Here is a 24326-nt window from a genome sequence, read left to right as displayed (position 1 = left end):
ACGCCCTCCCCATTTTTAGACTGACCAGTCAGTCCAAAAGTTATCCCGAACCCCCGCTCGAAGCAAAAGGCCAGGTCAGAGGCGTCTGTCAGTGGTGGCCCCCACCATGGACACAGACGGCTACGCCGCCGTCACGCGACAAGGAGGTTCGTCATGGCTCGCACGTCTCGCACGTCCTCAGCTGCCGCACACCGGCACCGGGCCACCGGCCCCGCCCCCGTCCCCCCGACGACCGGTCCCGCCGCCGACATCCACCCGGTGATGCGCAGGGCCGGAGCGCCGCCCGCCGCCCTCGACCTGCTCGCCCAGGCCCGCAGCGGGCTGGACGAGGCCGCCGGCCTCGGCGTGCCGAACGAGCGGTACGCCACGGCTCACCTCGCCGCCCTGCGCACCGCCGCCGCCGTCCTCGCGGCCCGCGGCCGGCCCGAGACGACCGCGCCCCGGCGCCGGCGGATCCGCAGCGCCTGGGAGGTCCTCCCGGAGATCGCGCCCGAACTGACCGAGTGGAGCGCCCTCTTCGCCTCCGGGGCCCGCCGACGGGCGCTGGCCGAGGCCGGGATACAGGGCGCTGTGAGCCCCCGGGACGCCGACGACCTGGTGCGCGACGCGGCCGTGTTCCTGCGCCTGGTCGAGCGGCTGCTCGCGCTCGACCCCGTGCTGCCGCGGCCCCGGGCGGAGAGCGCGGACCACTCGGACGCGGGATGAACAGCACCGGTTCGCGGAGGCAATAGGGTGGGCTGGGCGTTCACCGCCAGCACCGTTCACCGCCCCGCCGCCCCGCGGCGGCACCGCGCCGAGGAGTCAACTGCCGTGTCGGACCCGATGCGCCCCCGCGCCTCCCTTCGTACCGCCGTGGTCTGGGAGGTCCTCAAGGACGCTCTCGACCGCAAGGTCGAGGCGGCCGGGAGCGACGCCCTGGACGTCCTCGACACCGGCGGCGGCACGGGCAACTTCGCCGTGCCCGTGGCCCGGCTCGGCCACCGCGTCACCGTCGTCGACCCCAGCCCCAACGCCCTGTTCGCGCTGGAGCGCCGGGCCGCCGAGGCGGGCGTCGCGGACCGCGTGCGCGGCGTCCAGGGCGACATCCACGGCCTCTTCGACGTGGTCGGGCGCGGCGGCTACGACGCGGTCCTGTGCCACGGCGTCCTGGAGTACGTCGACGACCCGGCCGAGGGCGTGCGCAACGCCGTCGACGCCCTGCGCCCGTCCGGCACCCTCAGCCTCCTCGCCGCGGGCCTGGGCGGCGCCGTCCTCGCCAGGGCGCTGGCCGGACACTTCACCGAGGCCAGGCAGGCCCTCACCGACCCGGCGGGCCGCTGGGGCGAGGGCGACCCGGTGCCGCGCCGCTTCACCGCCGACCAGCTGACCGAGCTGGTCGCCAAGGCCGGCGTCGAGGTCGGCGCCGTCCACGGCGTACGGGTCTTCGCCGACCTCGTGCCCGGCGCCCTGGTGGACACCGAGCCCGGCGCTCTCGACGCCCTGCTCAAGCTGGAGGCCGCGGCCGCCGAGCTGCCCGCCTTCCACTCCGTCGCGACCCAGCTGCACGTGCTCGGTGACAAGCAGGAGCCCGGCGCGCACTGAAGGAAGGCCTCCGCACGGCCCGGGAAGCGGCTGATCAGCAACGCAGTGGCGCATGGAGTCCGCCACAGGCCCCCCGATCGGCCGACTTGCCCCGTATGATCGGAGCACACCGTGCGCATGGCGGATCGGCCGATGGGGAATGCACACCTCAGGCAACCGAGACGGCATGGCGGCCCGGATTGTGAATTGGCGTAGAGGGCGGGTTTCACGGGGGCGATTCCCTGCCTATTCTGAAAGGGCCGCAAACGGTCGCCCCCCGCGACCGACGAGTAGGAGGACTCCCGTGCCGCTCTCGGAGCACGAGCAGCGAATGCTCGAGCAGATGGAGCGAGCGCTGTACGCCGAAGATCCCAAGTTCGCGACAGCGCTTGAGGGAAGCGGGCTGCGTACGTATACCCGACGACGGGTCTACCAGGCAGTCGCAGGCTTCCTGGTGGGTATCGCGCTCCTCATGGCCGGAATGGTCGCACAGCAGATCTGGGTCAGCGTGGTGGGCTTCCTTGTGATGCTCGGCTGCGCGGTCCTCGCGGTCACCGGCTGGCGCAAGGCCCCGAAGCCGGGTGAGCAACCGGCTCCCGGCACCGGTACCGGTACGGCTGCTCGCAGCCGGCCCCGGCAGCGACGGTCGGTCATGGACCGCATCGAGCAGCGGTGGCAGCGCCGCCGCGAAGAGGGCCAAGGGCACTGACACCGGCCGCTTTCGCCGACCGGACACCGGTCGATCGCATCCGACACTTGCCCAACGCAGTGAGGGGTGACCGCTTCCACGCGGTCACCCCTCACTGCGTTGTCCCCTGCGACGGGCGGGGCGTGCTGCCCGGGGCGGGTTTCCCGTCTTCCCCCGCAGCGGGCCGGGCAGGCCGTGCGCGCCCGGCCCGGCGCCCGCTCACCGCCGTGCACTCCCCGCCTGGGTCCGCTCATCGCCGTGCGCGCCCCACCCTGGGCCGCTCACCGCCCGGTGCGCGCTCCCGCCCGCTGCACGCGCACCGCCCCTCAGCCGCGCTGCCCGGAGGGGCGGCGGCGCAGGGCGCGCGCCCACCGTTCCAGGTTCCGGCGGCCGGCGTCCCACCGCTTCGTCACGGCGGCCCAGCGCGCGGAAGCCGCCCAGACCACCCGGACAGCCGAGCGCGGCGCGAGGACTGCCCGCAGGCGCGCTCCCCGGCTCGCGGCCGCCCGCAGCCCGGTCCTGACCAGCCGCGCCTCCTCGGCGAGGCTGCCCGCCACGGGCGGCCGAGGGGAGTACAGAACCTGCTCCACGGCGCCCGCCGCCCGGTGCACGGCCTCGGCCGAAGCTCCTTCGAGCTTGCCGAGGCGCACGATCCGCGCGGCCGCCTTGCGGGGCGTCTGCGACTCGTCCGGCGCAATGCCGTGGTCCCAGGCCGCGTCGGTGATCTCCCGCCAGCCGGCGAGGGTACGGGCGGCCGCGTCCGCGGGTGCGCGCCCCGGGGAGCCCAGCCGCCGCGAACGGACCTGGATCCGCCACAGCAGCGGCAGCAACAGCAGCAGCACGAGTACCAGCACCGCGAACGCCACGCCCATCGCCCACAGCACCGGGCCGAGCAGGAACCCCGTGTCGGTGGGACCCGCGCCCCCCTGCCGCACCGCTCCGCCGCACTCGCCCTGCCGCCGCATCTGCGGCGGGCAGCTGTCCGTGACGCTCGGCGCCGCCGAAGGCGCGCTCGAGGTGCTCGGCTGGGCCTGCGCCGCGCCGGAGGCGGCGTCGGACGGCGTCTGGTCGCGGGTGTAGTCCGGCACCGATCCACGGGTCGGCGTCGGCTCGAACCGGGTCCACCCCACACCCTCGAAGTACAGCTCGGGCCAGGCGTGCGCGTCGCGCAGCCCGACCGACATGGTCCCGTCGTCCTGCGCCGTGCCCGGCGTGAAGCCCACCGCCACCCGCGCCGGGATGCCGAGCGTCCTGGCCATCGCCGCCATCGAGAACGAGAAGTGGACGCAGAAGCCCTCCTTGTCCCGGAGGAAGCGGGCGATCGCCGCCGTGCCGCTGCCCGACTGGACCTGGGTGTCGTACGTGAAGCCGCCCTCGGACGCGAACCAGTCCTGGAGCGCCACCGCGCGCTCGTAGTCGTTCGGCGCGTCCTTCGTGATCCGCAGCGCGGTCGCCCCGACCACCTTGGGCAGCGAACCCGGAACCTTGGTGTACTCGCGCAGCAACCGGGCCGGCGGCGGGGTGGCCGCGGCCAGCTGCCCGGCGGTCGGCCGCACCACCAGGCTGCCGGCCGTGTACCGCACGCCCCGGGTGGTCTGGCCCCGGTCGCCGACGACGGTGCGGCCGGCCGGTTCGTAACGCCAGCGGCCGCCTATGTCCACGCGGGTCACCGGGTAGGGGAGCGGCAGGTAGCTCTGCGCGTACCAGCCGGCCGCCGTGACGCTGGAGTTGATCTCCGTCACACGCACGCCGGGGGCGAGCCCCTGCGGGCGGGGCAGCCGGTCCGGCACGTCCTCGATCCGGCGCTCGGACGACTTCCACGCGGCGCCGTCGAACTGGTCCAGCGCGACGATCCGCAGGTACAGGTCCTTGGTGCTCTCCGTGTTCGTGCGGTACCGCAGCACCTCGCGGTCCTCGGGCTGGTTGAGGCTGTTCTGGAGCGAGACCAGCGGATTGACCGCGGAGATGGTGCCGCCGCCGGAGCCGCCGCCGCCCGCGCCGCCCGCCGTGCTCAGCAGGCCGCCGTCCAGGGCGGGCAGCGCGGCGGGGACCGCAAGCGCGACGCCCAGCGCCAGTACGCCGATGCGCCGGCCCGTACGGACGGGGGCCAGCGCGGAGCCGCCGGCCGTCTCGTACCCGCCGGCCGCCGTGCGCCCGCCGGCGCGGGGCGCGCCACTGAAGACGCGGCCCCACTGCGAGAGCCGGTCCCGGCCCTCGGCCAGCAGGAGCAGCAGGTAACCGGAGGCCGCCAGCAGGAACCACATCCAGCTCGCGCCGCCCGGGGAGAGCCCGGCGGCCACCGAGTAGAGCGCGAGCAGCGGCAGCCCGGCCGGGGCCGCGCTGCGGAACGTCACCGCGATCGCGTCCACCGCGAGCGCGATCAGCAGCACACCGCCGACCAGCATCAGCCGGATGCCCTCGGTCGCCGGCGCCGGGATGGCGTAGCGCCCGACCTCCTCGGCGCCCGTCGTCAGCAGCCGTGTGAACTCCTGGACCGCCTCCGGCCCGGGCAGCACCCCGCCGACCGCCGCCTCCCGGGCGAACACCAGCGTGAGCATCACCAGGGCCACGACGGCCTGGACCGCCACGGTCAGGGTGCGGGCCAGCGGCACCCGCCGCGCGAGCGCGCCCACCCCCGCCTGGACCGCCACCAGCAGCGACGCCGTCAGGAGCCAGGAGCCCTTGTCCACCAGCGGCAGCAGCGCGCCCGCCGCCATCAGGGTGGCCGCCGTGGCGCACAGCGCCAGCCGTCCGCGCCCGCTCATGACCAACTCCCCGTCGTGCCCGCCGCGCCGCCCGCGGGGGAGGCCCCCGCGCCGGCGCGCTGTCGTTCGGCCATCCGCCACAGGTCGGCCAGCGGCATGCCGGGCGGTACGGTCAGCACCGTCCACCCCGCCTCGCGCAGCGGCCTGACCCGTTCCTCGGCCTCGGCCGGCACGCGTGCGACGAGGCCGGCGGCGTCCACGGCCCGGCCCCGGCCCGGTGCCCGCCCCAGCGCCCAGGTCTCGCTGTCGAGCACGAAGGCGACGGCGGCTCCGCTGCGCTGACGCATACGCGCCGCGACGGCCGCCTGCTCCTCGTCCAGGTCGCCGAAGAAGGCGACCAGCAGCCCCTCGTTGCCGCCCCGCAGCACGTCGTACGACGGGGAGAGCCCCGGGCCGTCCGAGTGCCCGACCACGGCGAGCGTGTCCATCATCAGCCCGGCCGAGTCGGCCGTCTCCTGGGTGGCCCCGGCGAAGCCGCCGGCCCCCTCGCCCGGGACCGAATTCCCGGTGTCGGTCAACAGCCGCACCGAGAAGCCCCGTTCGAGCATGTGCACCAGAGCGGAGGCCGCTCCGGACACCACCCACTCGAAGGCCGAGTCGGGACCGGCTCCCCGGTACGCGTCCCGCCGGGTGTCGAGCAGCACGGTGCACCTGGCGCGCTGCGGCTGCTCCTCACGGCGCACCATGAGCTCGCCGTAGCGCGCGGTGGAGCGCCAGTGCACCCGGCGCAGGTCGTCGCCGTGCCGGTAGCCGCGCGGGATGAGGTCGTCCTCACCGGCCAGCGCGAGCGAGCGGTTGCGCCCGTCGCCGTACCCCGACGCCTCGCCCGTCATCCGCACGGCGGGCAGTTCCTCGACGCGCGGGATCACGGTCAGGGTGTCGTACGCGCTGAACGAACGGGTCAGCTCGCACATGCCGAAGGGGTCCGTCAGCCGGAGCTGGAGCGGGCCGAGCGGATAACGCCCGCGCAGATCGGAGCGGACGCGGTACGACACCTCGCGCCGGCCGCCCGCCTCGACCCGGTCCAGGACGAACCGGGGGCGCGGGCCGAGGACGTACGGCACCCGGTCCTGGAGCATGAGCAGACCGGTGGGCAGCCGCGAGACGTTGTCCAGCCGCAGGTGCACGCGCGCCTCCGAGCCCGTCGCCGCGCGCGACGGCGTCAGCCGCCTGCTGCCCGCGACCCGGTAGCGCGTGCGGTACAGCACGGTCACGCAGACCAGCGGCAGCACGGCGAGCAGCAGCCCGATCCGCAGCAGATCGCCCTGGCCGAGGACGTACGCGCACACGGCGGCGGCCACGCCGGCCGCGAGGAACGACCGGCCGCGCGTGGTCAGCCCCGAGAGCGCGGCCCGCAGACCGCCCTTGTCGCCGCCCGCGTCGTCGCCGCCGTCCGCCGAGGACGCCGGCCCCCCGGCCGCCATCACAGCCGCCGTACGCCGGGCTGCTGAGCGCCGTACGCCGCGACGGCGGGCGGAGCCACCCTGTCCCCCTCCGCCGTGGGCACGGCGGTGCGCTGGAGGATGTCCTGCACGACCTGCTCGGACGTACGCCGGTTCAGCTGCGCCTGGGCCGTCGGCAGCAGCCGGTGCGCGAGCACCGCCACCGCGAGCGCCTGTACGTCGTCGGGCAGGGCGTAGTCGCGTCCGCTCAGCGCGGCGGACGCCTTGGCCGCGCGCAGCAGGTGCAGCGTCGCGCGCGGCGAGGCGCCGAGGCGCAGGTCGGGGTGGGTACGGGTGGCCGAGACGAGCTCCACGGCGTACCGCCGTACCGCGTCGGCCACGTGCACCGGGCGGACGGCGTCGATCAGCTTCAGGATGTCGTGCGCGTGCGCCACCGGCTGGAGGTCGTCGAGCGGCGACGCCGCCCCGTGCACGTCCAGCATCTGGAACTCGGCCTCGGCACTCGGGTAGCCGATGGAGACCCGCGCCATGAAGCGGTCGCGCTGGGCCTCGGGCAGCGGGTAGGTGCCCTCCATCTCCACCGGGTTCTGCGTCGCGACCACCATGAAGGGCGACGGCAGCTCGTACGTCTGGCCGTCGATGGTGACCTGGCGCTCCTCCATCGACTCCAGCAGCGCGGACTGGGTCTTCGGCGAGGCGCGGTTGATCTCGTCGCCGATCACGATCTGGGCGAAGATCGCGCCCGGCTTGAACTCGAACTCGCGCCGCTGCTGGTCGTAGATGCTCACACCGGTGATGTCCGACGGCAGCAGGTCGGGCGTGAACTGGATACGCCGTACCGAGCAGTCGACGGATCTCGCCAGCGCCTTGGCGAGCATCGTCTTGCCCACGCCCGGCACGTCTTCGATCAGCAGATGCCCCTCGGCGAGGAGCACGGTCAGCGAAAGCCGTACGACCTCCGGCTTGCCCTCGATCACACTCTCCACCGACCTGCGGACACGCTCCGCTGTGGTGGTCAGATCTGTGAGGCTCGCTCGATCGTCATAGGTCGTCACCCGGCCCTCCTCGGCCCCGTTCTACGGGTCGACGCCACGACGACGCAGCGGCCCACCCCGAAACACGGACATCACGCTCGGAGGTTCCGGAGCGATGCCACACCCGCATTGTTGTTGCCGTTACCCGTTCGTGTCACTCGCCTGTGGATAACGGGGAGGGATATGTCGGGGGTTGCCGTATTTCGTCCGCACGTTCTACCGCGCGGACGGCGTCACGTGACGGGGTCGATCTCCCGCAGCAGACCGGAGGTCACGTCGAAGACGAAGCCGCGGACGTCGTCGGTGTGCAGCAGGAACGGAGACGTCCGCACGCGCTGCATCGACTGGCGTACGTCCTGGTCGACGTCCCGGAACGCCTCGACGGCCCACGGCGGACGCTGCCCGACCTCGTCCTCCAGCTCGTGCCTGAAGTCCTCGGTGAGGGTTTCGAGACCGCAGGTCGTGTGGTGGATGAGTATGACGCTGCGGGTGCCGAGCGCGCGCTGGCTGATGGTCAGCGAGCGGATCACGTCGTCGGTGACCACACCGCCCGCGTTGCGGATGGTGTGGCAGTCGCCCAGTTCCAGGCCGAGCGCGTCGTGCAGGTCGAGGCGGGCGTCCATGCAGGCGACCACGGCGACCTGCAGCACGGGCCGCGCGTCCATCCCCGGGTCGCGGAAGTCCGCGGCGTACGTCCGGTTCGCCTCGACCAGGCGATCGGTGACTGAGCCTTCGACGCGTGCCTCGACGCGCTTCTCGGCGTGGGACTCTGCGGGTACCTGCGCGGAAGTCGACATGCCATAGACGTTAATGGCCACGGACCGGGCTGGCCCGCTGTGAGATGGGGACAAAAAACGTCAACGCGGCTTGTTGTGAGGTAACCCACAGGCATCACCAGGCATCCTCCGTACGAGTGAAAACACGCCCGCGCCGCGCGCTGGGCCGTTGATTGACCGGCAGGACGAGTCGACTAAAGTGACGCGAAGTGGGTGGCGTGACGCGTCCCTTACTGCGATACGGACACATCTCGCACATTCCGAACTTCCCCGCGTGCGCGGCGTACGTACGGCCCGGCCTCCTCCCGCTCGCCGGTCGGCCGACGCCACTTCCCCGGCGCCGGCAGGCCGTCCCCTTTCGAGCGGGTGGGGACCAGGCCGTACGTACGGACCGCGCCGGTACCTGAGAGGGCGCATGAGCCAGACCCGACACGTCCCGGTGATGCTCCAGCGATGCCTGGACCTGTTGGCCCCGGCCCTCCAGGAGCCGGGATCGGTGGTCGTCGACTGCACCCTCGGCCTCGGCGGGCACAGCGAGGCCCTGCTCACGTCCTTCCCCGAGGCGCGGCTCGTCGCCCTGGACCGGGACAAGGAGGCGCTGCGGCTCTCCGGCGAGCGGCTCGCCCCCTTCGGCGACCGGGCCACCCTGGTCCACGCGGTCTACGACGAGCTGCCCGAGGTGCTGGAACGGCTCGGCGTCCCGCGCGTGCAGGGCGTCCTGTTCGACCTCGGCGTCTCCTCCATGCAGCTCGACGAGCGCGAGCGCGGCTTCGCGTACGCCCACGACGCCCCGCTGGACATGCGCATGGACCAGACGACGGGTGTCAGCGCCGCCGAGGTCCTCAACACGTACCCGCCGGGCGAGCTGGTGCGGATCCTGCGCCAGTACGGCGAGGAGAAGCAGGCCAAGAGGATCGTCTCCGCGATCGTGCGCGAGCGCGAGAAGGAGCCGTTCAGCAACAGCGCCCGGCTCGTCGAGCTGATCCGGGACGCACTGCCGCAGGCCGCGAAGCGCACCGGCGGCAACCCGGCCAAGCGCACGTTCCAGGCGCTGCGCATCGAGGTCAACGGTGAGCTCAGCGTGCTGGAGCGGGCGATCCCGGCGGCCGTGAAGTCGCTCGCCGTGGACGGCCGGATCGCGGTCCTGTCGTACCACTCGCTGGAGGACCGCCTGGTCAAGCAGGTCTTCGCGGCGGGCGCCGCCAACACGGCGCCGCCCGGCCTGCCGGTCGTGCCCGAGCGCTACCAGCCGCGGCTGAAACTGCTGACGCGCGGCGCGGAACTGCCGACCGAGGAAGAGATCGCGGAGAACCGCCGCGCCGCCCCGGCCCGGCTGCGGGGGGCGCAGCGCATCCGGGAGGACGTGCTGTGACCAAACCGGCCAAGCAGCTGAAGGGGCGCGCCGCGCGGTTGTCGCGGCTGATGCCGTCGGGGCCTAACCAGGCGGCCAGGACCCCCTTCGTACTGCTGGTCGTGCTGCTGCTCGGCGGTGGTCTCATCACACTGCTGCTGCTGAACTCCTCGCTCAACGAAGGCTCGTTCAAGCTGAGCGAGCTGAAGAAGCGGACCACCGAACTGACCGACGAGGAGCAGGCGCTCCAGCAGGACGTGGACGACCGGTCCGCGCCCGGCGCGCTGGAGCGCAGGGCCCGTGAACTCGGCATGGTGCCGGGTGGCAGCCCCGCGTTCCTCGGCCCCGACGGCACGGTCCGGGGCGAGCCCTCCCGGGCGTCGGCCGCGGCGCTCGCCCGCCGTGCGCCGCTCAGCCTCCCGGCTCCCGGGCCGCCCCCGGTGGTGTTCCCCTCCCCGCCGGCCCAGGCCCCGCCCGCTTCGCCCGCCCCCGGCGCTCCGCCGGACCCGGCCGTCCCGGCGCCTGCCGCGTCCCCGCCGGCCGCTCCACCGGCTCCGGCCGGCCCGCCCGCTCCCGGCCCGGTGCCGTAGGCCCGTACCCGCCGGTCCGCCCGCATCCGGCCGGCCGGACCCGCAGCCACCCCGTCCCGTCCGTGAAGCCGACCACGACCCCCGGCAGGTGACGCAGTGCCCCCCCAGGAACCACCGCGCCGCCGTGTGCCCGGCCCCGGGCGACCGCACGGCGGCGGACGCCCGAAGCCCTCCGCGCGGCCCAAGGCGCGCCCTCCCGTGGCGCGACCCCGCCCCGCACCCAAGGCCGCCCGGTCGCTGGTGCTCGGCAGCCCCAGGCCGCGGCTGCGGCTGGTCGGCGTCGGGCTGACCCTGGTCATGCTGGCCTTCGTCGTACGGCTGCTCCAGGTCCAGGCCGTCGGCGCCAGCACGTACACCGCCAAGGCCGAGAAGAACCGCTACTCCAGTTCCACGCTGGCCGCCGAGCGCGGCCAGATCACCGACCGCGGCGGCATCGCGCTGGCCACCAGCGTCGACGCGCACGACATCACCGCCGACCCGTCGATGTTCACCCGGGAGTTCACCAGGGCCCCGGACGCGCCCGAGCAGGCCGCCGCGCTCCTCGCGCCGATCCTCCGCAAGGACGCGGACGACCTGGCGAAGAAGCTGAAGGACCCCAAGGACAAGTACGCCGTACTGGCCCGTCGCCAGACGCCGCAGATCTGGAACCAGATCAAGGACCTCAAGAGCGTCTTCGCCGAGAAGGCCGCCGCGGACAGGGCCAAGGGCGGCAAGGGCGTCAACGTGCTCATCGGCGTCTTCCAGGAGGCGAGCAGCAAGCGGGTCTACCCGAACGGCGACCTCGCCGCCGGGATACTCGGTTACGTCAACGCCGAGGGCAAGGGCGCGGGCGGTCTGGAGACCCTGCTGGACGAGGAGCTCGCGGGCCGGGACGGGGAGATCACGTACGCCCAGTCCGGCGGCCGCAGGGTGCCCACCGTGGGCGCCCGCGAGGTGCCCGCCGTGCCGGGCTCGGACATCGAGCTGACCATCGACCGCGACATCCAGTGGGCCGCCCAGGACGCCATCTCCGAGCAGGTGCGCAAGTCCGGCGCTGACCGCGGGTACGTGATAGTCCAGGACACCCGCACCGGCGAGGTCCTTGCCATGGCCAACGCGCCCGGGTTCGACCCGAACGACCTCTCGCAGGCCGACGCCGCGGCCATGGGCAATGCCGCCCTCCAGGACGCGTACGAACCCGGCTCCACGGCCAAGGTCATGTCCATGGCGGCGGTACTGGAGGAGAACGCGGCGGCGCCCGGCACCCACGTCGTCGTACCGAACCGGCTGCACCGGGGCGACCGGCTGTTCAAGGACGACATCGACCATCCGACCTGGTACCTCACGCTCAACGGCGTACTCGCCAAGTCCAGCAACATCGGCACGATCCTCGCGACCGAGCAGCTCGGCAAGACCCGCCGCGAGGCCAACCGGGTCCTGCACTCCTACCTGCACAAGTTCGGCATCGGCCGGCCCAGCGGCCTCGGCTACCCGGGCGAGACGTCGGGGATCCTGGCGGCGCCCGAGGACTGGAGCACCTCGCAGCAGTACACGATCCCCTTCGGCCAGGGGCTGTCGCTCAACGCCATGCAGGCGGCCTCCGTCTACTCGACGATCGCCAACGGCGGCGTACGGATCCAGCCAACCCTCGTGCGCGGCACCAAGGGGCCCGACGGCCGGTTCACCCCGGCGCCGGCGCCCAAGAAGACCAGGGTCGTCAGCGAGAAGACCGCCAAGACCCTGGCCACCATGCTGGAGTCGGTGGTGGACGACGAGGAGGGCACGGGCACCAAGGCCCGCATCCCGGGCTACCGCGTCGGCGGCAAGACCGGCACCTCCAACCGGGTGGACCCGGCCACGGGGCGCTACAAGGGCTACACCGCGTCCTTCGCCGGGTTCGCACCCGCAGACAAGCCACGGATCACCGTCTACTGCGCCATCCAGAACCCGACCAGGGGCAGCTACTTCGGCGGCCAGATCTGCGGCCCCATCTACAAGCAGGTGATGGAGTTCGCACTCAAGACCCTTCAGGTCGCACCGACCGGCAGCAAGCCCGCCCGGCTGCCGGTGTCCTTCACGCCCGGCGAGTGACTCAGGACCCTCAGTGACAACCACCACCCGGAACCCCGGCAGCCCCGAAGACCCCGAAGCGCCCAACGGCCCCTCCTCGTCCGGTCTCCCGACGCCGTCACCGGCCGACGGGGCCGGGCGTCGGCACCCCTCGTTTCGCGAGGGGCCGGGTACGCCCGGTACGCTCACCGCCGTGCCACACGCTGATCAGTCCCAAACCACCCAGAAGGACGCCCCGGTGACGTACCCCGGAGCGCCCCGGCCGGCCGAGGTCCGCCCGACACCCCTCGGGGAGCTGGCCGAACGGCTGGGTGCCGAGGCCGGAGCCGTCGAGAGCGCGGCCGGGGTCACCGGTATCACGCACGATTCCCGCGCGGTCAGGCCCGGCGACCTGTACGCGGCCCTGCCCGGAGCGCGCCTCCACGGCGCCGACTTCGCCACCCAGGCGGCGGGTCTCGGCGCGGCCGCGATCCTGACCGACCCCGCCGGCGCCGCCAGAGCCGGGGCCACCGGTCTGCCGGTCCTGGTCGTCGAGGACCCGCGCGGCCGGATGGGTGAGCTCGCCACCGAGATCTACGGCCACCCCGGCGACGCCCTGCTCCAGCTCGGCATCACCGGTACGTCCGGCAAGACCACCACGGCGTACCTCGTCGAGGGCGGTCTGCGGGCGGCCGGCCGGAAGACCGGTCTCATCGGCACGGTCGAGATGCGCATCGGCGACGAGCGCATCAAGTCCGAGCGCACCACCCCCGAGGCCACCGACCTCCAGGCCCTGTTCGCCGTCATGCGCGAACGCGGCGTCGAGGCGGTCGCCATGGAGGTCTCCAGCCACGCGCTGGTGCTCGGCCGGGTCGACGGCTGCGTCTTCGACGTCGCGGTCTTCAACAACCTGAGCCCCGAGCACATGGAATTCCACTCCGACATGGAGGACTACTTCCAGGCGAAGGCGCGTCTCTTCACCCCGGAGCGCAGCAGGACCGGCGTCGTGAACTTCGACGACGAGTACGGCCGCAGGCTCATCACCGAGTCCGGCGTCCCGGTCACCTCCTTCTCCGCCGAGGGGCACCCCGACGCCGACTGGCGCGCCGAGGCCGTCGAAGTCGGCCCCGTCACGAGTACGTTCACGGTGCTCGGACCCCAGGGCGAGCGGATCTCCGCGACCGCCCCCCTGGCGGGCCCGTTCAACGTCGCCAACACGCTCGCCGCGATCGTGACGCTCGCCGTCGCCGGCGTCGACCCGCAGACCGCCGCCGACGGCATCGCCGCCGTCCCGGGCGTCCCGGGCCGCCTCGAGCGCGTCGACGAGGGCCAGCCGTACCTCGCCGTCGTCGACTACGCCCACAAGACGGACGCCGTCGAATCGGTCCTGCGCGCGCTGCGCAAGGTCACCGAGGGCGAGCTGCACATCGTGCTCGGCTGCGGCGGCGACCGCGACAAGCAGAAACGGCCCTCGATGGGCGCTGCCGCGGCCCGCCTCGCCGACACCGCTGTACTGACCTCCGACAACCCGCGCTCCGAGGACCCCCTCGCGATCCTCGCCGCCATGCTCGCCGGGGCCGCCGAGGTGCCCGCGCACGAGCGCGGCGACGTGCTCGTCGACGCGGACCGGGCCTCGGCCATCGCCGCGGCGGTGGCCCGCGCGAAGCCCGGCGACACCGTCCTCGTCGCGGGCAAGGGCCACGAGCAGGGACAGGACCTCGCCGGAGTGGTACGCCCCTTCGACGACCGCCAGGTGCTCCGCGCGGCCATCCGCAGCGCCGGAGCCCTCCACGACAGCGGGGTGACCCCGTGATCGCACTCTCCCTCGCCGAGATCGCCGGAATCACCGGCGGGCAGTCGCACGACATACCGGACAGCGGCCTCCAGGTCACCGGGCCCGTCGTCATCGACTCCCGCGAGGTGCTCCCCGGCAGCCTGTTCGCCGCCTTCGCCGGCGAGAAGGTCGACGGCCACGACTACGCCGAGCGGGCTGTCGCCGCCGGCGCGACCGCCGTACTGGCCACCCGGCCGGTCGGCGTGCCCGCCATCGTCGTGGACGACGTCACCGAGGCGCTGGGCGCCCTGGCCCGCGCCGTCGTCGGACGGCTCGGCACCAAGGTCGTCGCCCTCACCGGCTCCGCCGGCAAGACGTCGACCAAGGACCTGATCGCCCAGCTGCTGGAGCACAAGGCCCCCACGGTCTGGACGCCCGGCTCCCTCAACAACGAGATCGGCCTGCCCCTCACCGCCCTGCGCGCCACCGAGGAGACCGAGCACCTGGTCCTCGAGATGGGCGCGCGCGGCATCGGCCACATCCGGTACCTCGCCGAGCTGACCCCGCCGCACATCGGTCTCGTCCTGAACGTCGGCACCGCCCACATCGGCGAGTTCGGCGGCCGCGAGCAGATCGCGCAGGCCAAGGGCGAGATGGTGGAGGCGCTGCCGCCGGCGGAGGAGGGCGGCGTGGCCGTCCTCAACGCCGACGACCAGCTCGTACGGGCCATGTCGTCCCGGACCAAGGCCCGCGTGGTGCTCTTCGGCGAAGCCGCAGATGCGGACGTACGGGCCGAGAACGTCCGGCTCACCGGCACCGGACAGCCGGCCTTCCTCCTTCACACACCCACCGGGTGCAGTGACGTGACCATGCGGCTGTACGGTGAGCACCACGTGTCGAACGCGCTCGCCGCGGCCGCCGTCGCCCATGAGCTGGGCATGTCCGTCGACGAGATCGCCACCGCGCTCTCCGAGGCGGGCACGCTGTCCCGCTGGCGCATGGAGGTCACCGAGCGTCCTGACGGCGTGACAGTCGTCAACGACGCCTACAACGCGAACCCCGAATCCATGCGAGCCGCCCTGCGCGCGCTCGCGGCCATGGGCCAGGGGCGTCGTACGTGGGCGGTGCTCGGACAGATGGCCGAGCTGGGTGACGATTCGCTCGCCGAGCACGACGCGGTCGGACGGCTCGCCGTCCGGCTCAACGTCAGCAAGCTCGTGGCGGTCGGGGGCAGGGAAGCGTCCTGGCTGCAGCTGGGCGCTTACAACGAGGGTTCGTGGGGTGAGGAGTCGGTGCACGTGTCCGACGCGCAGGCGGCGGTCGACCTGTTGCGCAGTGAGCTGCGTCCGGGAGACGTCGTGCTGGTGAAGGCTTCCAGGTCGGTCGGTCTCGAGCGGGTCGCGCAGGCGCTCCTCGACCACCGTGCCGAGGGTGAGGTCGCCGGCCGATGAGGCAGATCCTCTTCGCGGGAGCCATTGGGCTCTTTCTGACCCTGATCGGCACCCCGCTGCTGATCAAACTGCTGGCCCGCAAGGGATACGGGCAGTTCATCCGGGACGACGGTCCGCGCGGCCACCACGGCAAGCGCGGCACCCCGACCATGGGCGGCATCGCCTTCATCCTTGCCACGCTCATCGCGTATGCCCTGGCGAAGGTGATCACCGGCGAGAAGCCGAGCGCCTCCGGCCTGCTGGTGCTCTTCCTCATGGCGGGCATGGGCCTGGTCGGCTTCCTCGACGACTACATCAAGATCGTCAAGCAGCGTTCGCTGGGCCTGCGGGCCAAGGCGAAGATGGCCGGACAGCTGATCGTCGGCATCGCCTTCGCGGTGCTGGCCCTGCAGTTCAAGGACTTCCGCGGCCTCGCCCCGGCGTCCACCAAGCTGTCCTTCGTCCAGGACTTCGGCTGGTCCATCGGCCCGGTGCTGTTCGTCGTCTGGGCGCTGTTCATGATCCTGGCGATGTCGAACGGCGTGAACCTCACCGACGGCCTCGACGGACTCGCCACCGGCGCCTCCGTGATGGTCTTCGGCGCGTACACCTTCATCGGTCTGTGGCAGTTCCAGGAGTCCTGCGCGGACGCGCTGAGCCTGACCAACCCGGACGCCTGCTTCGAAGTACGCGACCCCCTGGACCTCGCGGTCGTCGCCGCCGCCCTCATGGGCGCCTGCTTCGGCTTCCTGTGGTGGAACACCTCGCCCGCCAAGATCTTCATGGGCGACACCGGCTCGCTCGCCCTCGGCGGCGCGCTCGCGGGTCTGGCGATCTGCTCGCGCACCGAGTTCCTGATGGCGCTCCTCGGCGGCCTGTTCGTCCTCATCACGATGTCCGTCGTGATCCAGGTCGGCTCGTTCAAGCTGACCGGCAAGCGCGTCTTCAAGATGGCGCCGCTCCAGCATCACTTCGAGCTCAAGGGCTGGTCCGAAGTCCTCGTGGTGGTCCGCTTCTGGATCATCCAGGGCATGTGCGTGATCGTCGGCCTCGGGCTCTTCTACGCGGGCTGGGCGGCCGACAAGTGACAGAAGCGACCTGGGCCGGCAAGCGGGTGACCGTCGCGGGTCTCGGCGTCTCCGGGATCCCCGCGGCACGGGTGCTGCGGGGGCTCGGGGCCCACGTCACCGTCGTCAACGACGGCGACGACGCGCGCGCGCGGGCCCAGGCCGCCGAACTGGAGGCGCTCGGCGTGACCGTGCGCCTCGGCGACGGCGCGACCCTCCCCGAGGGCACCGAGCTCGTCGTCACCGCTCCCGGCTGGAAGCCCGACAAGCCGCTCTTCCTGGCCGCCGCCGAGGCGGGCGTGGAGATCTGGGGCGACGTCGAGCTGGCGTGGCGCCTGCGCGGCCACGGCCGCCGGGAGCCGGCTCCCTGGCTCGCGGTCACCGGCACCAACGGCAAGACCACGACCGTGCGCATGCTGGCCTCCATCCTGGAGGCCGCCGGCCTGCGGACCGCCGCCGTCGGCAACATCGGCGTATCGCTGCTCGACGCCGTCCTCGGCGACGAGGAGTACGACGTACTGGCCGTCGAGCTCTCCAGCTACCAGCTGCACTGGGCGCCCTCGCTGCGCGCCCACTCCGCGGCCGTGCTGAACCTCGCCCCCGACCACCTCGACTGGCACGGCTCCATGGAGGCGTACGCCGCCGACAAGGGCCGGATCTACGAGGGCAACCAGGTCGCGTGCGTCTACAACGCGTCCGACCCGGCGACCGAGGCCCTGGTCCGCGAGGCAGACGTCGAGGAGGGCTGCCGCGCGATCGGCTTCACCCTCGGCCCGCCCGCGCCGTCCCAACTCGGCGTCGTCGACGGCATCCTGGTCGACCGCGCCTTCGTCGCTAACCGCCAGAAGAACGCCCAGGAGCTCGCGGACGTCTCCGACGTCAATCCGCCCGCCCCGCACAACGTCGCCAACGCCCTCGCCGCGGCGGCCCTGGCCCGCGCCTACGGCGTCGAGCCCGGCGCCGTGCGCGACGGCCTGCGCGCCTTCCGCCCCGACGCCCACCGCATCGAGCACGTCGCGGACGTGGCCGGCGTCGCGTACGTCGACGACTCGAAGGCCACCAACACGCACGCCGCCGAGGCGTCGCTCGCGGCGTACGACCCGATCGTGTGGATCGCGGGCGGCCTCGCCAAGGGCGCCACCTTCGACGAGCTCGTCCAGAAGTCGGCGAAGCGCCTGCGCGCCGCCGTCCTCATCGGTGCCGACCGCGCCCTGATCCGCGAAGCCCTCGCGCGACACGCGCCCGAAGTACCGGTGGTCGACCTCGACCGGACCGACACTGGGGCGATGTCGGCGGCGGTCGGGGAAGCGGCGCGGCTCGCACGGCCCGGGGACACGGTCCTGCTGGCCCCGGCCTGCGCCTCCATGGACATGTTCACCAACTACAACAAGCGTGGCGAGGCATTCGCCGCCGCCGTACGCGCGTTGGCTCCGGAGCGCGACTAGCGGACCGGTCCCCGCGCCACGGACCGGTCGGCGCAGCTCATGAGTGGAGGGGACACCGAGATGTTGGCCGACGACATCGCCCCGCGCGCCCGCGGCGTGCTGCGCGGGCGTTCGGGGACGGCCGGGGCCCGGTCGGCGGGGACGCGCCCCGCCCGCCGTCCGCCCGCCGCACGGCGCCGGAGCGCGTTTCGCGGCGGACCGCCCGGCGAGAACCGGCTGCGCAGGCTGTACGAGCAGGCGCGGCGCACCTGGGACCGGCCGCTCACGGCGTACTACCTCATTCTGGGCAGCTCCCTGCTGATCACCGTGCTGGGCCTCGTGATGGTCTACTCCGCCTCGATGATCAAGGCGCTGGAGCTGTCGCTGCCCGCGTCGTACTTCTTCCGCAAGCAGTTCGTCGCGGCGGTCATCGGCACCGCCCTGCTCCTCGCCGCCTCCCGGATGCCCGCCAAGCTGCACCGGGCGCTGTCCTACCCGCTGCTGGCCGTGACCGTCTTCCTGATGGTGCTCGTCCAGATCCCCGGGATAGGAGTCGCCATCGGCGGCAACCAGAACTGGATCTCGCTCGGCGGCCCGTTCATGCTCCAGCCCAGCGAGTTCGGCAAGCTGGCCCTCGTCCTGTGGGGAGCCGACCTGCTCGCCCGCAAGCAGGACAGGCGGCTGCTGACCCAGTGGAAGCACATGCTGGTGCCCCTCGTGCCCGTCGCCTTCCTGCTGCTCGGTCTGATCATGCTCGGCGGCGACATGGGCACGGCGATCCTCCTCACCGCGATCCTCTTCGGCCTGCTGTGGCTCGCGGGGGCGCCCACCCGGCTCTTCGCCGGCGTCCTCGGCTTCGCCGCCTTCGTCGGCTTCGTCCTCATCAGCAGCAACGCCAACCGGATGTCACGGCTCGCGTGCACGGGCGCGACCGATCTCGGTCCCAAGGGTGAATGCTGGCAGGCGGTGCACGGAATCTATGCTCTCGCCTCGGGCGGATGGTTCGGTTCCGGGCTGGGGGCAAGTGTGGAGAAATGGGGTCAACTCCCGGAGCCGCACACCGACTTCATCTTCGCCATCACCGGCGAGGAACTGGGTCTGGCGGGGACGCTGTCGGTACTCGCCCTCTTCGCGGCTCTAGGCTATGCGGGTATCCGCGTGGCCGGACGCACGGAGGACCCCTTCGTGAGGTACGCCGCGGGAGGTGTGACCACCTGGATCACGGCCCAGGCCGTGGTCAACATCGGTGCGGTGCTCGGTCTGCTGCCGATCGCCGGTGTCCCGCTCCCGCTGTTCTCGTACGGGGGCTCCTCCCTGCTGCCGACCATGTTCGCCGTAGGGTTGCTGATCGCCTTCGCGCGAGAGGATCCCGCTGCGAAGGCCGCCCTCGCCATGCGAAGGACAGTCCTTGGCAAAGGGGCCGGGGTGAGATGGAAGACGATGAGACGGCGCGTCAAGAAGCGTCCGTCCGGAGAGCGGTGAATTTCGGTGCATGTCGTACTCGCCGGTGGGGGGACCGCCGGCCACATCGAGCCCGCGCTCGCCCTCGCGGACGCACTGCGGAGGCAGGACCCTTCCGTGGGCATCACAGCCCTCGGCACGGAGCGCGGGCTCGAGACCAGGCTCGTACCCGAGCGCGGCTACGAACTCGGGCTGATCCCCGCGGTTCCGCTGCCCCGCAAGCCCACCCCGGAACTGATCACCGTCCCCGGGCGGCTCCGCGGCACCATCAAGGCCGCGGAGCAGATCCTGGAGCGTACGAAGGCGGACTGCGTCGTCGGCTTCGGCGGTTACGTCGCCCTGCCCGGCTACCTCGCGGCCAAGCGCCTCGGCGTACCGATCATCGTCCACGAGGCCAACGCGAGGCCGGGCCTGGCCAACAAGATCGGCTCGCGTTACGCGCACGCCGTGGCCGTCTCCACCCCCGACAGCAAGCTGCGCGGCGCCCGCTACATCGGCATCCCGCTGCGCCGCACCATCGCCACCCTCGACCGGGCCCGGGTCCGTCCCGAGGCGCGTGCCGCCTTCAACCTCGACCCGAACCTGCCGACGCTGCTGGTCTCCGGCGGCTCGCAGGGCGCGCGGCGCCTCAACGAGGTGATCCAGCAGGTCGCGCCGGTGCTCCAGCGCTCCGGCATCCAGATCCTGCACGCGGTCGGCCCCAAGAACGAACTGCCGCGCGTAGACAACATGCCCGGGATGCCGCCCTACGTCCCGGTACCGTACGTGGACCGGATGGACCTCGCGTACGCCGCGGCCGACATGATGCTCTGCCGCGCGGGCGCGATGACCGTCGCCGAACTCTCCGCCGTCGGGCTCCCGGCCGCCTACGTCCCGCTGCCCATCGGCAACGGCGAGCAGCGGCTCAACGCCCAGCCGGTGGTCAACGCCGGAGGCGGCCTGCTGGTCGACGACGCGCAGCTGACGCCGGAATGGGTGCAGAGCCAGGTGCTCCCGGTCCTCGCGGACCCGCACCGGCTCTACGAGATGTCCCGCGCCGCCGCCGAGTTCGGCCGCCGGGACGCCGACGACCTGCTCGTCGGCATGGTGTACGAGGCGATCGCCGCACGCAGGGCCGGCTGAACGGCCCACCGACGCAGGTGCCAGGAGGCGACAGGCAGTGGCCGGACCGACGACCGCCCAGCGCGGTGCACGACAGGCGCGGGGGCCGTCGGCGGCCCGCCCGCCGCTCGGCGGGTCTCCGGGCGGCCGCCTGCCGCGGCTGCCCGGGCGCGGCGTCCTGATCCTGGCGGTGGTCCTGGCGGTCCTGCTCACCGCGGGCGGGGTCTGGGTGCTGTACGGCTCCTCCTGGCTTCGTGTGGAGCGGGTCGAGCCGTCCGGAACGCGGGTTCTGACGCCCGGTGAGGTGCTCGGCGCCGCGGCGGTGCCGGTCGGCGTGCCGCTGGTCTCGGTCGACACGGACGAGATCGAGGAGCGGCTGCGCCGGAAGCTGCCCCGTATCGACTCGGTGGACGTGGTCCGCTCGTGGCCGCACACGATCAGCCTGGATGTGGCGGAACGCAAGCCGGTCCTGCTCATCGAAAAGGGGGCGAAGTTCGTCGAAGTGGACGACGAGGGTGTGCGGTTCGCCACGGTCGCCAGGGCGCCCGCGGGCGTGCCGCTGCTGGAACTGGCCGCCGGCGACTCCCCGAGCCTGCGCCGGTTCGGCGCGGACCGGCTGCTGCGGGAGGCGGTGCGGGTCACCGGCGACCTGCCGCAGTCCGTGGCCGGCGACGTGCGGACCGTCCAGGTCCGCTCGTACGACTCCATCACCCTGGGCCTCGCCGGAGACCGTACGGTCGTCTGGGGCAGCGCCGAGCAGGGCCGGGCGAAGGCGCACGCGCTGAAGGCCCTCATGAAAGCAGCTCCGGAGGCCGGGCACTTCAATGTGAGTGCGCCCACCGCCCCCGCCGTGTCGGGGAGTTGACGGTCATACGTGCTGGCCAGCACCCTGGTTGGCCAGCGATATGGGTGATCACATAGGGTGAAAAGAAAAACGGGAGGTTCGGCGTGTTCGTTGAACGTGCGCCACTTGTCGACTTAGTGTCCTGTTCGGAGAGTCCAAGGAACAGACACACTGGTAACCCTAAACTTCACCGTTAGGGTTCGGGTCGGCGTTCGGACCGTCCCAATCGGCATCAGTCGTCGCGGCGCTGCAACTCCGCGGCGGCACGTAACTCGAGGCGAGAGGCCTTCGACGTGGCAGCACCGCAGAACTACCTCGCAGTCATCAAGGTCATCGGTGTCGGCGGCGGTGGTGTCAATGCCATCAACCGAATGATCGAGGTCGGTCTCAAGGGCGTCGAGTTCATCGCGATCAACACCGATGCGCAAGCCCTGTTGATGAGCGACGCCGACGTCAAGCTCGACGTCGGACGTGAACTGACCCGCGGCCTCGGCGCCGGGGCCAACCCGGCAGTCGGCCGCAAGGCGGCAGAGGACCACCGCGAGGAGATCGAGGAGGTCCTCAAGGGGGCCGACATGGTCTTCGTCACCGCCGGCGAAGGCGGCGGTACCGGAACGGGTGGCGCACCCGTCGTCGCCAACATCGCGCGCTCGCTCGGCGCCCTCACGATCGGCGTGGTCACCCGCCCGTTCACCTTCGAGGGCCGGCGCCGCGCGAACCAGGCGGAGGACGGCATCGCCGAGCTCCGCGAAGAGGTCGACACCCTCATCGTCATCCCGAACGACCGGCTGCTGTCCATCTCGGACCGCCAGGTCAGCGTGCTGGACGCCTTCAAGTCGGCGGACCAGGTCCTGCTGAGCGGCGTCCAGGGCATCACCGACCTCATCACCACCCCCGGTCTCATCAACCTCGACTTCGCCGACGTCAAGTCGGTCATGTCCGAGGCCGGTTCGGCCCTCATGGGCATCGGCTCCGCGCGCGGCGACGACCGCGCGGTGGCGGCGGCCGAGATGGCGATCTCCTCGCCGCTCCTGGAGGCGTCCATCGACGGCGCCCGCGGCGTGCTGCTCTCCATCTCCGGCGGCAGCGACCTCGGTCTCTTCGAGATCAACGAGGCCGCGCAACTGGTGAGCGAGGCCGCCCACCCCGAGGCCAACATCATCTTCGGTGCGGTGATCGACGACGCGCTGGGCGACGAGGTACGGGTCACGGTCATCGCCGCGGGCTTCGACGGCGGGCAGCCGCCGGCCCGCCGCGAGAACGTCCTCGGAGCCAGTTCCGGGGCGGCGGCCAAGCGCGAGGAGCCCGCGCCCTCCCGGCCGGCGGAGACGTCGCGGCCGTCCAGTGGCATCGGCACGGTCCCTCCGCGCGAGCGCGAGGAGCCCGCTCCGGTCCAGGCCGAGCCCGCGCCGGTGGCCGAGCTTCCGAACACGCCGGTCGCTCCGCCGCACGTACCGCCGGCCCGTCCGTACGACAGCCAGGCCGAAGAGCTGGATGTCCCGGACTTCTTGAAGTGACAGTGCAGCACGACGCGATACACGTGGGCGGCGCCCACTTCGCCTTCACCGACAGGTGGGGCGGGGTGAGCGCCGTTCCGTACGAGGAGCTCAATCTCGGCGGCGCGGTCGGCGACGACCCCGCCGCCGTGCTCGGCAACCGCGAACTGGCCGCGAAGTCGCTCGGGATCGACCCCGGCCTGGTCGTCTGGATGAACCAGGTGCACGGGCGGGACGTGGCCGTGGTCGACGGGCCGTGGGACGGCGACGCGGTCCCGTCCGTCGACGCGGTCGTGACCGCGCGGCGCGGGCTCGCCCTCGCCGTGCTCACCGCGGACTGCACCCCCGTTCTGCTCGCCGACCCCGTCGCCGGTGTAGTGGCCGCCGCTCACGCGGGACGCCCCGGCATGGTCGCGGGAGTGGTTCCCGCGGCCGTCGAGGCGATGATCACACTGGGCGCCGACCCTTCCCGTATCACCGCGCGGACGGGGCCCGCCGTGTGCGGGCGCTGCTACGAGGTCCCGGAGCACATGCGGGACGAGGTCGCGCAGGCCGTGCCCGCCGCCTGGTCGGAGACGAGCTGGGGCACTCCGGCCGTCGACGTGACCGCCGGTGTGCACGCCCAGCTCGAAGCGCTCGGCGTGCACGACCGGTGGCAGTCGCCGGTCTGCACGCTGGAGTCGCGCGACCACTTCTCGTACCGCCGGGACCGCACCACGGGGCGGCTTGCCGGATATGTCTGGCTGGACGGCGCCTCGGGCGCCCGCAAGGCCGCGGGGGAGGAAAGGGCATGACGGACCGCAAGGCGCAACTCGCAGCGAATCTCGCGCGGGTGGAGGAACGTATCGCCAGCGCGTGCGCGGCGGCGGGGCGGGCGCGCGACGAGGTGACCCTGATCGTGGTCACCAAGACCTACCCGGCGAGCGATGTGCGGCTGCTGGCCGAACTCGGCGTGCGGCACGTCGCGGAGAACAAGGACCAGGAGGCCGCTCCCAAGGCGGCCGAGTCGTCGGACCTGCCGCTCAGGTGGCACTTCGTCGGACAACTTCAGACCAATAAGGTCCGTTCTGTGGCGAGTTACGCCGATGTCGTGCAGTCCGTGGACCGGGCGAAGCTCGTCACGGCACTGTCCGCTGCGGCGGTACGAGTCGGCCGTGAACTCGACTGCCTCATCCAGGTCGCACTGGACGCGGAGTCGGGCGAGCGGGGGGAGCGCGGCGGCGTGGCGCCGGACGGCATCGGGGAGTTGGCCGCGAAGGTGGCGGAGGCCCCCGGTCTGAGACTCGGCGGTCTGATGACCGTCGCGCCGCTCGCCGGACCGTACGCGGGCCGCGAACAGGCGGCGTTCGAGCGGCTGATGGAATTCTCATCCAGCCTGCGCGCGGCTCATCCTGCTGCCAACATGGTCTCGGCAGGGATGAGTACGGACCTCGAGCAGGCCGTGGCCGCCGGAGCGACACATGTACGCGTCGGTACTGCGGTACTCGGAGTCCGACCCCGGCTCGGGTAACGTCGCGAAGCAAGTCGGACCACA

20 protein-coding genes are annotated in these 24326 nt (G+C 72.6%); 16 read left to right on the top strand and 4 right to left on the bottom strand.

All coding sequences use genetic code 11. The annotated features are described in order from the left end of the window. Window positions 1-153: 153 nt before the first annotated feature. The 3 genes from AC07FK_RS06480 (at window position 154) to AC07FK_RS06470 (ending at window position 2269) form a co-directional block, all read left to right on the top strand. Window positions 154-705 carry an SAV_6107 family HEPN domain-containing protein gene (locus tag AC07FK_RS06480; RefSeq protein ID WP_479103126.1) on the top strand — a complete coding sequence of 184 codons (552 nt, stop codon included), beginning with the start codon at window positions 154-156 and terminating at the stop codon, window positions 703-705. A 105-nt stretch (window positions 706-810) separates the two neighbouring features. After that, window positions 811-1581 (top strand): class I SAM-dependent methyltransferase, encoded by a 771-nt coding sequence (locus AC07FK_RS06475; protein WP_479103125.1) that lies wholly within the window; start codon window positions 811-813, stop codon window positions 1579-1581. A 283-nt stretch (window positions 1582-1864) separates the two neighbouring features. Next, window positions 1865-2269 carry a DUF3040 domain-containing protein gene (locus tag AC07FK_RS06470; RefSeq protein WP_479103124.1) on the top strand — a complete coding sequence of 135 codons (405 nt, stop codon included), beginning with the start codon at window positions 1865-1867 and terminating at the stop codon, window positions 2267-2269. A gap of 305 nt (window positions 2270-2574) precedes the next feature. On the opposite strand, the gene AC07FK_RS06465 is transcribed toward AC07FK_RS06470, so the two are convergent. From AC07FK_RS06465 to AC07FK_RS06450, 4 genes are all read right to left on the bottom strand, one after another. Further along, complete coding sequence (locus AC07FK_RS06465) at window positions 2575-5013, bottom strand: transglutaminase TgpA family protein (protein ID WP_479103123.1); 2439 nt, start codon at window positions 5011-5013, stop codon at window positions 2575-2577. Then, complete coding sequence (locus AC07FK_RS06460) at window positions 5010-6437, bottom strand: DUF58 domain-containing protein (RefSeq protein ID WP_479103122.1); 1428 nt, start codon at window positions 6435-6437, stop codon at window positions 5010-5012. Before AC07FK_RS06460 ends, AC07FK_RS06465 begins: the two co-directional genes overlap by 4 nt. Then, window positions 6437-7471 (bottom strand): AAA family ATPase, encoded by a 1035-nt coding sequence (locus AC07FK_RS06455; RefSeq protein WP_479103120.1) that lies wholly within the window; start codon window positions 7469-7471, stop codon window positions 6437-6439. Before AC07FK_RS06455 ends, AC07FK_RS06460 begins: the two co-directional genes overlap by 1 nt. A 212-nt stretch (window positions 7472-7683) precedes the next feature. Further along, on the bottom strand, window positions 7684-8247 hold the full coding sequence (locus tag AC07FK_RS06450) for a beta-class carbonic anhydrase (protein ID WP_479103118.1): 564 nt from the start codon (window positions 8245-8247) through the stop codon (window positions 7684-7686). A 394-nt stretch (window positions 8248-8641) separates the two neighbouring features. Here AC07FK_RS06450 and rsmH point away from each other — a divergent pair, with 394 nt between their 5' ends. The 13 genes from rsmH (at window position 8642) to AC07FK_RS06385 (ending at window position 24302) form a co-directional block, all read left to right on the top strand. Then, window positions 8642-9598 carry a 16S rRNA (cytosine(1402)-N(4))-methyltransferase RsmH gene (rsmH, locus tag AC07FK_RS06445; RefSeq protein ID WP_479103116.1) on the top strand — a complete coding sequence of 319 codons (957 nt, stop codon included), beginning with the start codon at window positions 8642-8644 and terminating at the stop codon, window positions 9596-9598. Continuing rightward, window positions 9595-10167, top strand: coding sequence for a cell division protein FtsL (gene ftsL, locus AC07FK_RS06440; RefSeq protein ID WP_479103115.1), 573 nt, complete (start codon window positions 9595-9597; stop codon window positions 10165-10167). Before rsmH ends, ftsL begins: the two co-directional genes overlap by 4 nt. A 96-nt stretch (window positions 10168-10263) precedes the next feature. Beyond that, window positions 10264-12237 (top strand): peptidoglycan D,D-transpeptidase FtsI family protein, encoded by a 1974-nt coding sequence (locus AC07FK_RS06435; RefSeq protein ID WP_479103114.1) that lies wholly within the window; start codon window positions 10264-10266, stop codon window positions 12235-12237. A gap of 172 nt (window positions 12238-12409) precedes the next feature. Next, window positions 12410-14008 (top strand): UDP-N-acetylmuramoyl-L-alanyl-D-glutamate--2,6-diaminopimelate ligase, encoded by a 1599-nt coding sequence (locus AC07FK_RS06430; RefSeq protein ID WP_479103113.1) that lies wholly within the window; start codon window positions 12410-12412, stop codon window positions 14006-14008. Next, window positions 14005-15420: a UDP-N-acetylmuramoyl-tripeptide--D-alanyl-D-alanine ligase gene (locus tag AC07FK_RS06425; RefSeq protein ID WP_479103111.1), complete on the top strand. Its 1416-nt coding sequence runs from the start codon at window positions 14005-14007 to the stop codon at window positions 15418-15420. Before AC07FK_RS06430 ends, AC07FK_RS06425 begins: the two co-directional genes overlap by 4 nt. Beyond that, window positions 15417-16487: a phospho-N-acetylmuramoyl-pentapeptide-transferase gene (gene mraY, locus AC07FK_RS06420; protein WP_453404722.1), complete on the top strand. Its 1071-nt coding sequence runs from the start codon at window positions 15417-15419 to the stop codon at window positions 16485-16487. The genes AC07FK_RS06425 and mraY overlap by 4 nt, the downstream gene beginning before the upstream one ends. Continuing rightward, window positions 16484-17911 (top strand): UDP-N-acetylmuramoyl-L-alanine--D-glutamate ligase, encoded by a 1428-nt coding sequence (gene murD / locus AC07FK_RS06415; protein ID WP_479103109.1) that lies wholly within the window; start codon window positions 16484-16486, stop codon window positions 17909-17911. Before mraY ends, murD begins: the two co-directional genes overlap by 4 nt. A gap of 60 nt (window positions 17912-17971) precedes the next feature. Next, window positions 17972-19372 carry a putative lipid II flippase FtsW gene (gene ftsW / locus AC07FK_RS06410; protein ID WP_479103107.1) on the top strand — a complete coding sequence of 467 codons (1401 nt, stop codon included), beginning with the start codon at window positions 17972-17974 and terminating at the stop codon, window positions 19370-19372. Between the two features lie 6 nt (window positions 19373-19378). After that, on the top strand, window positions 19379-20473 hold the full coding sequence (murG, locus tag AC07FK_RS06405) for an undecaprenyldiphospho-muramoylpentapeptide beta-N-acetylglucosaminyltransferase (RefSeq protein ID WP_453404724.1): 1095 nt from the start codon (window positions 19379-19381) through the stop codon (window positions 20471-20473). A 37-nt stretch (window positions 20474-20510) separates the two neighbouring features. Next, window positions 20511-21317, top strand: a complete 807-nt coding sequence (locus AC07FK_RS06400; RefSeq protein ID WP_479103104.1) for a cell division protein FtsQ/DivIB — start codon at window positions 20511-20513, stop codon at window positions 21315-21317. Window positions 21318-21589: 272 nt separating this feature from the next. Then, window positions 21590-22813: a cell division protein FtsZ gene (gene ftsZ / locus AC07FK_RS06395; RefSeq protein ID WP_479103102.1), complete on the top strand. Its 1224-nt coding sequence runs from the start codon at window positions 21590-21592 to the stop codon at window positions 22811-22813. Next, entirely contained in the window at window positions 22810-23586 is a 777-nt protein-coding gene (pgeF, locus tag AC07FK_RS06390) for a peptidoglycan editing factor PgeF (protein ID WP_479103100.1), read from the top strand. The genes ftsZ and pgeF overlap by 4 nt, the downstream gene beginning before the upstream one ends. After that, entirely contained in the window at window positions 23583-24302 is a 720-nt protein-coding gene (locus AC07FK_RS06385) for a YggS family pyridoxal phosphate-dependent enzyme (protein ID WP_479103098.1), read from the top strand. Before pgeF ends, AC07FK_RS06385 begins: the two co-directional genes overlap by 4 nt. The last annotated feature ends 24 nt before the right edge of the window (window positions 24303-24326 follow it).

It is taken from the genome of Streptomyces sp. NPDC046122 (assembly GCF_056429965.1).
Note: the sequence above shows the minus strand (reverse complement) of the source record. Positions and strands in the feature narration are given on the sequence as shown.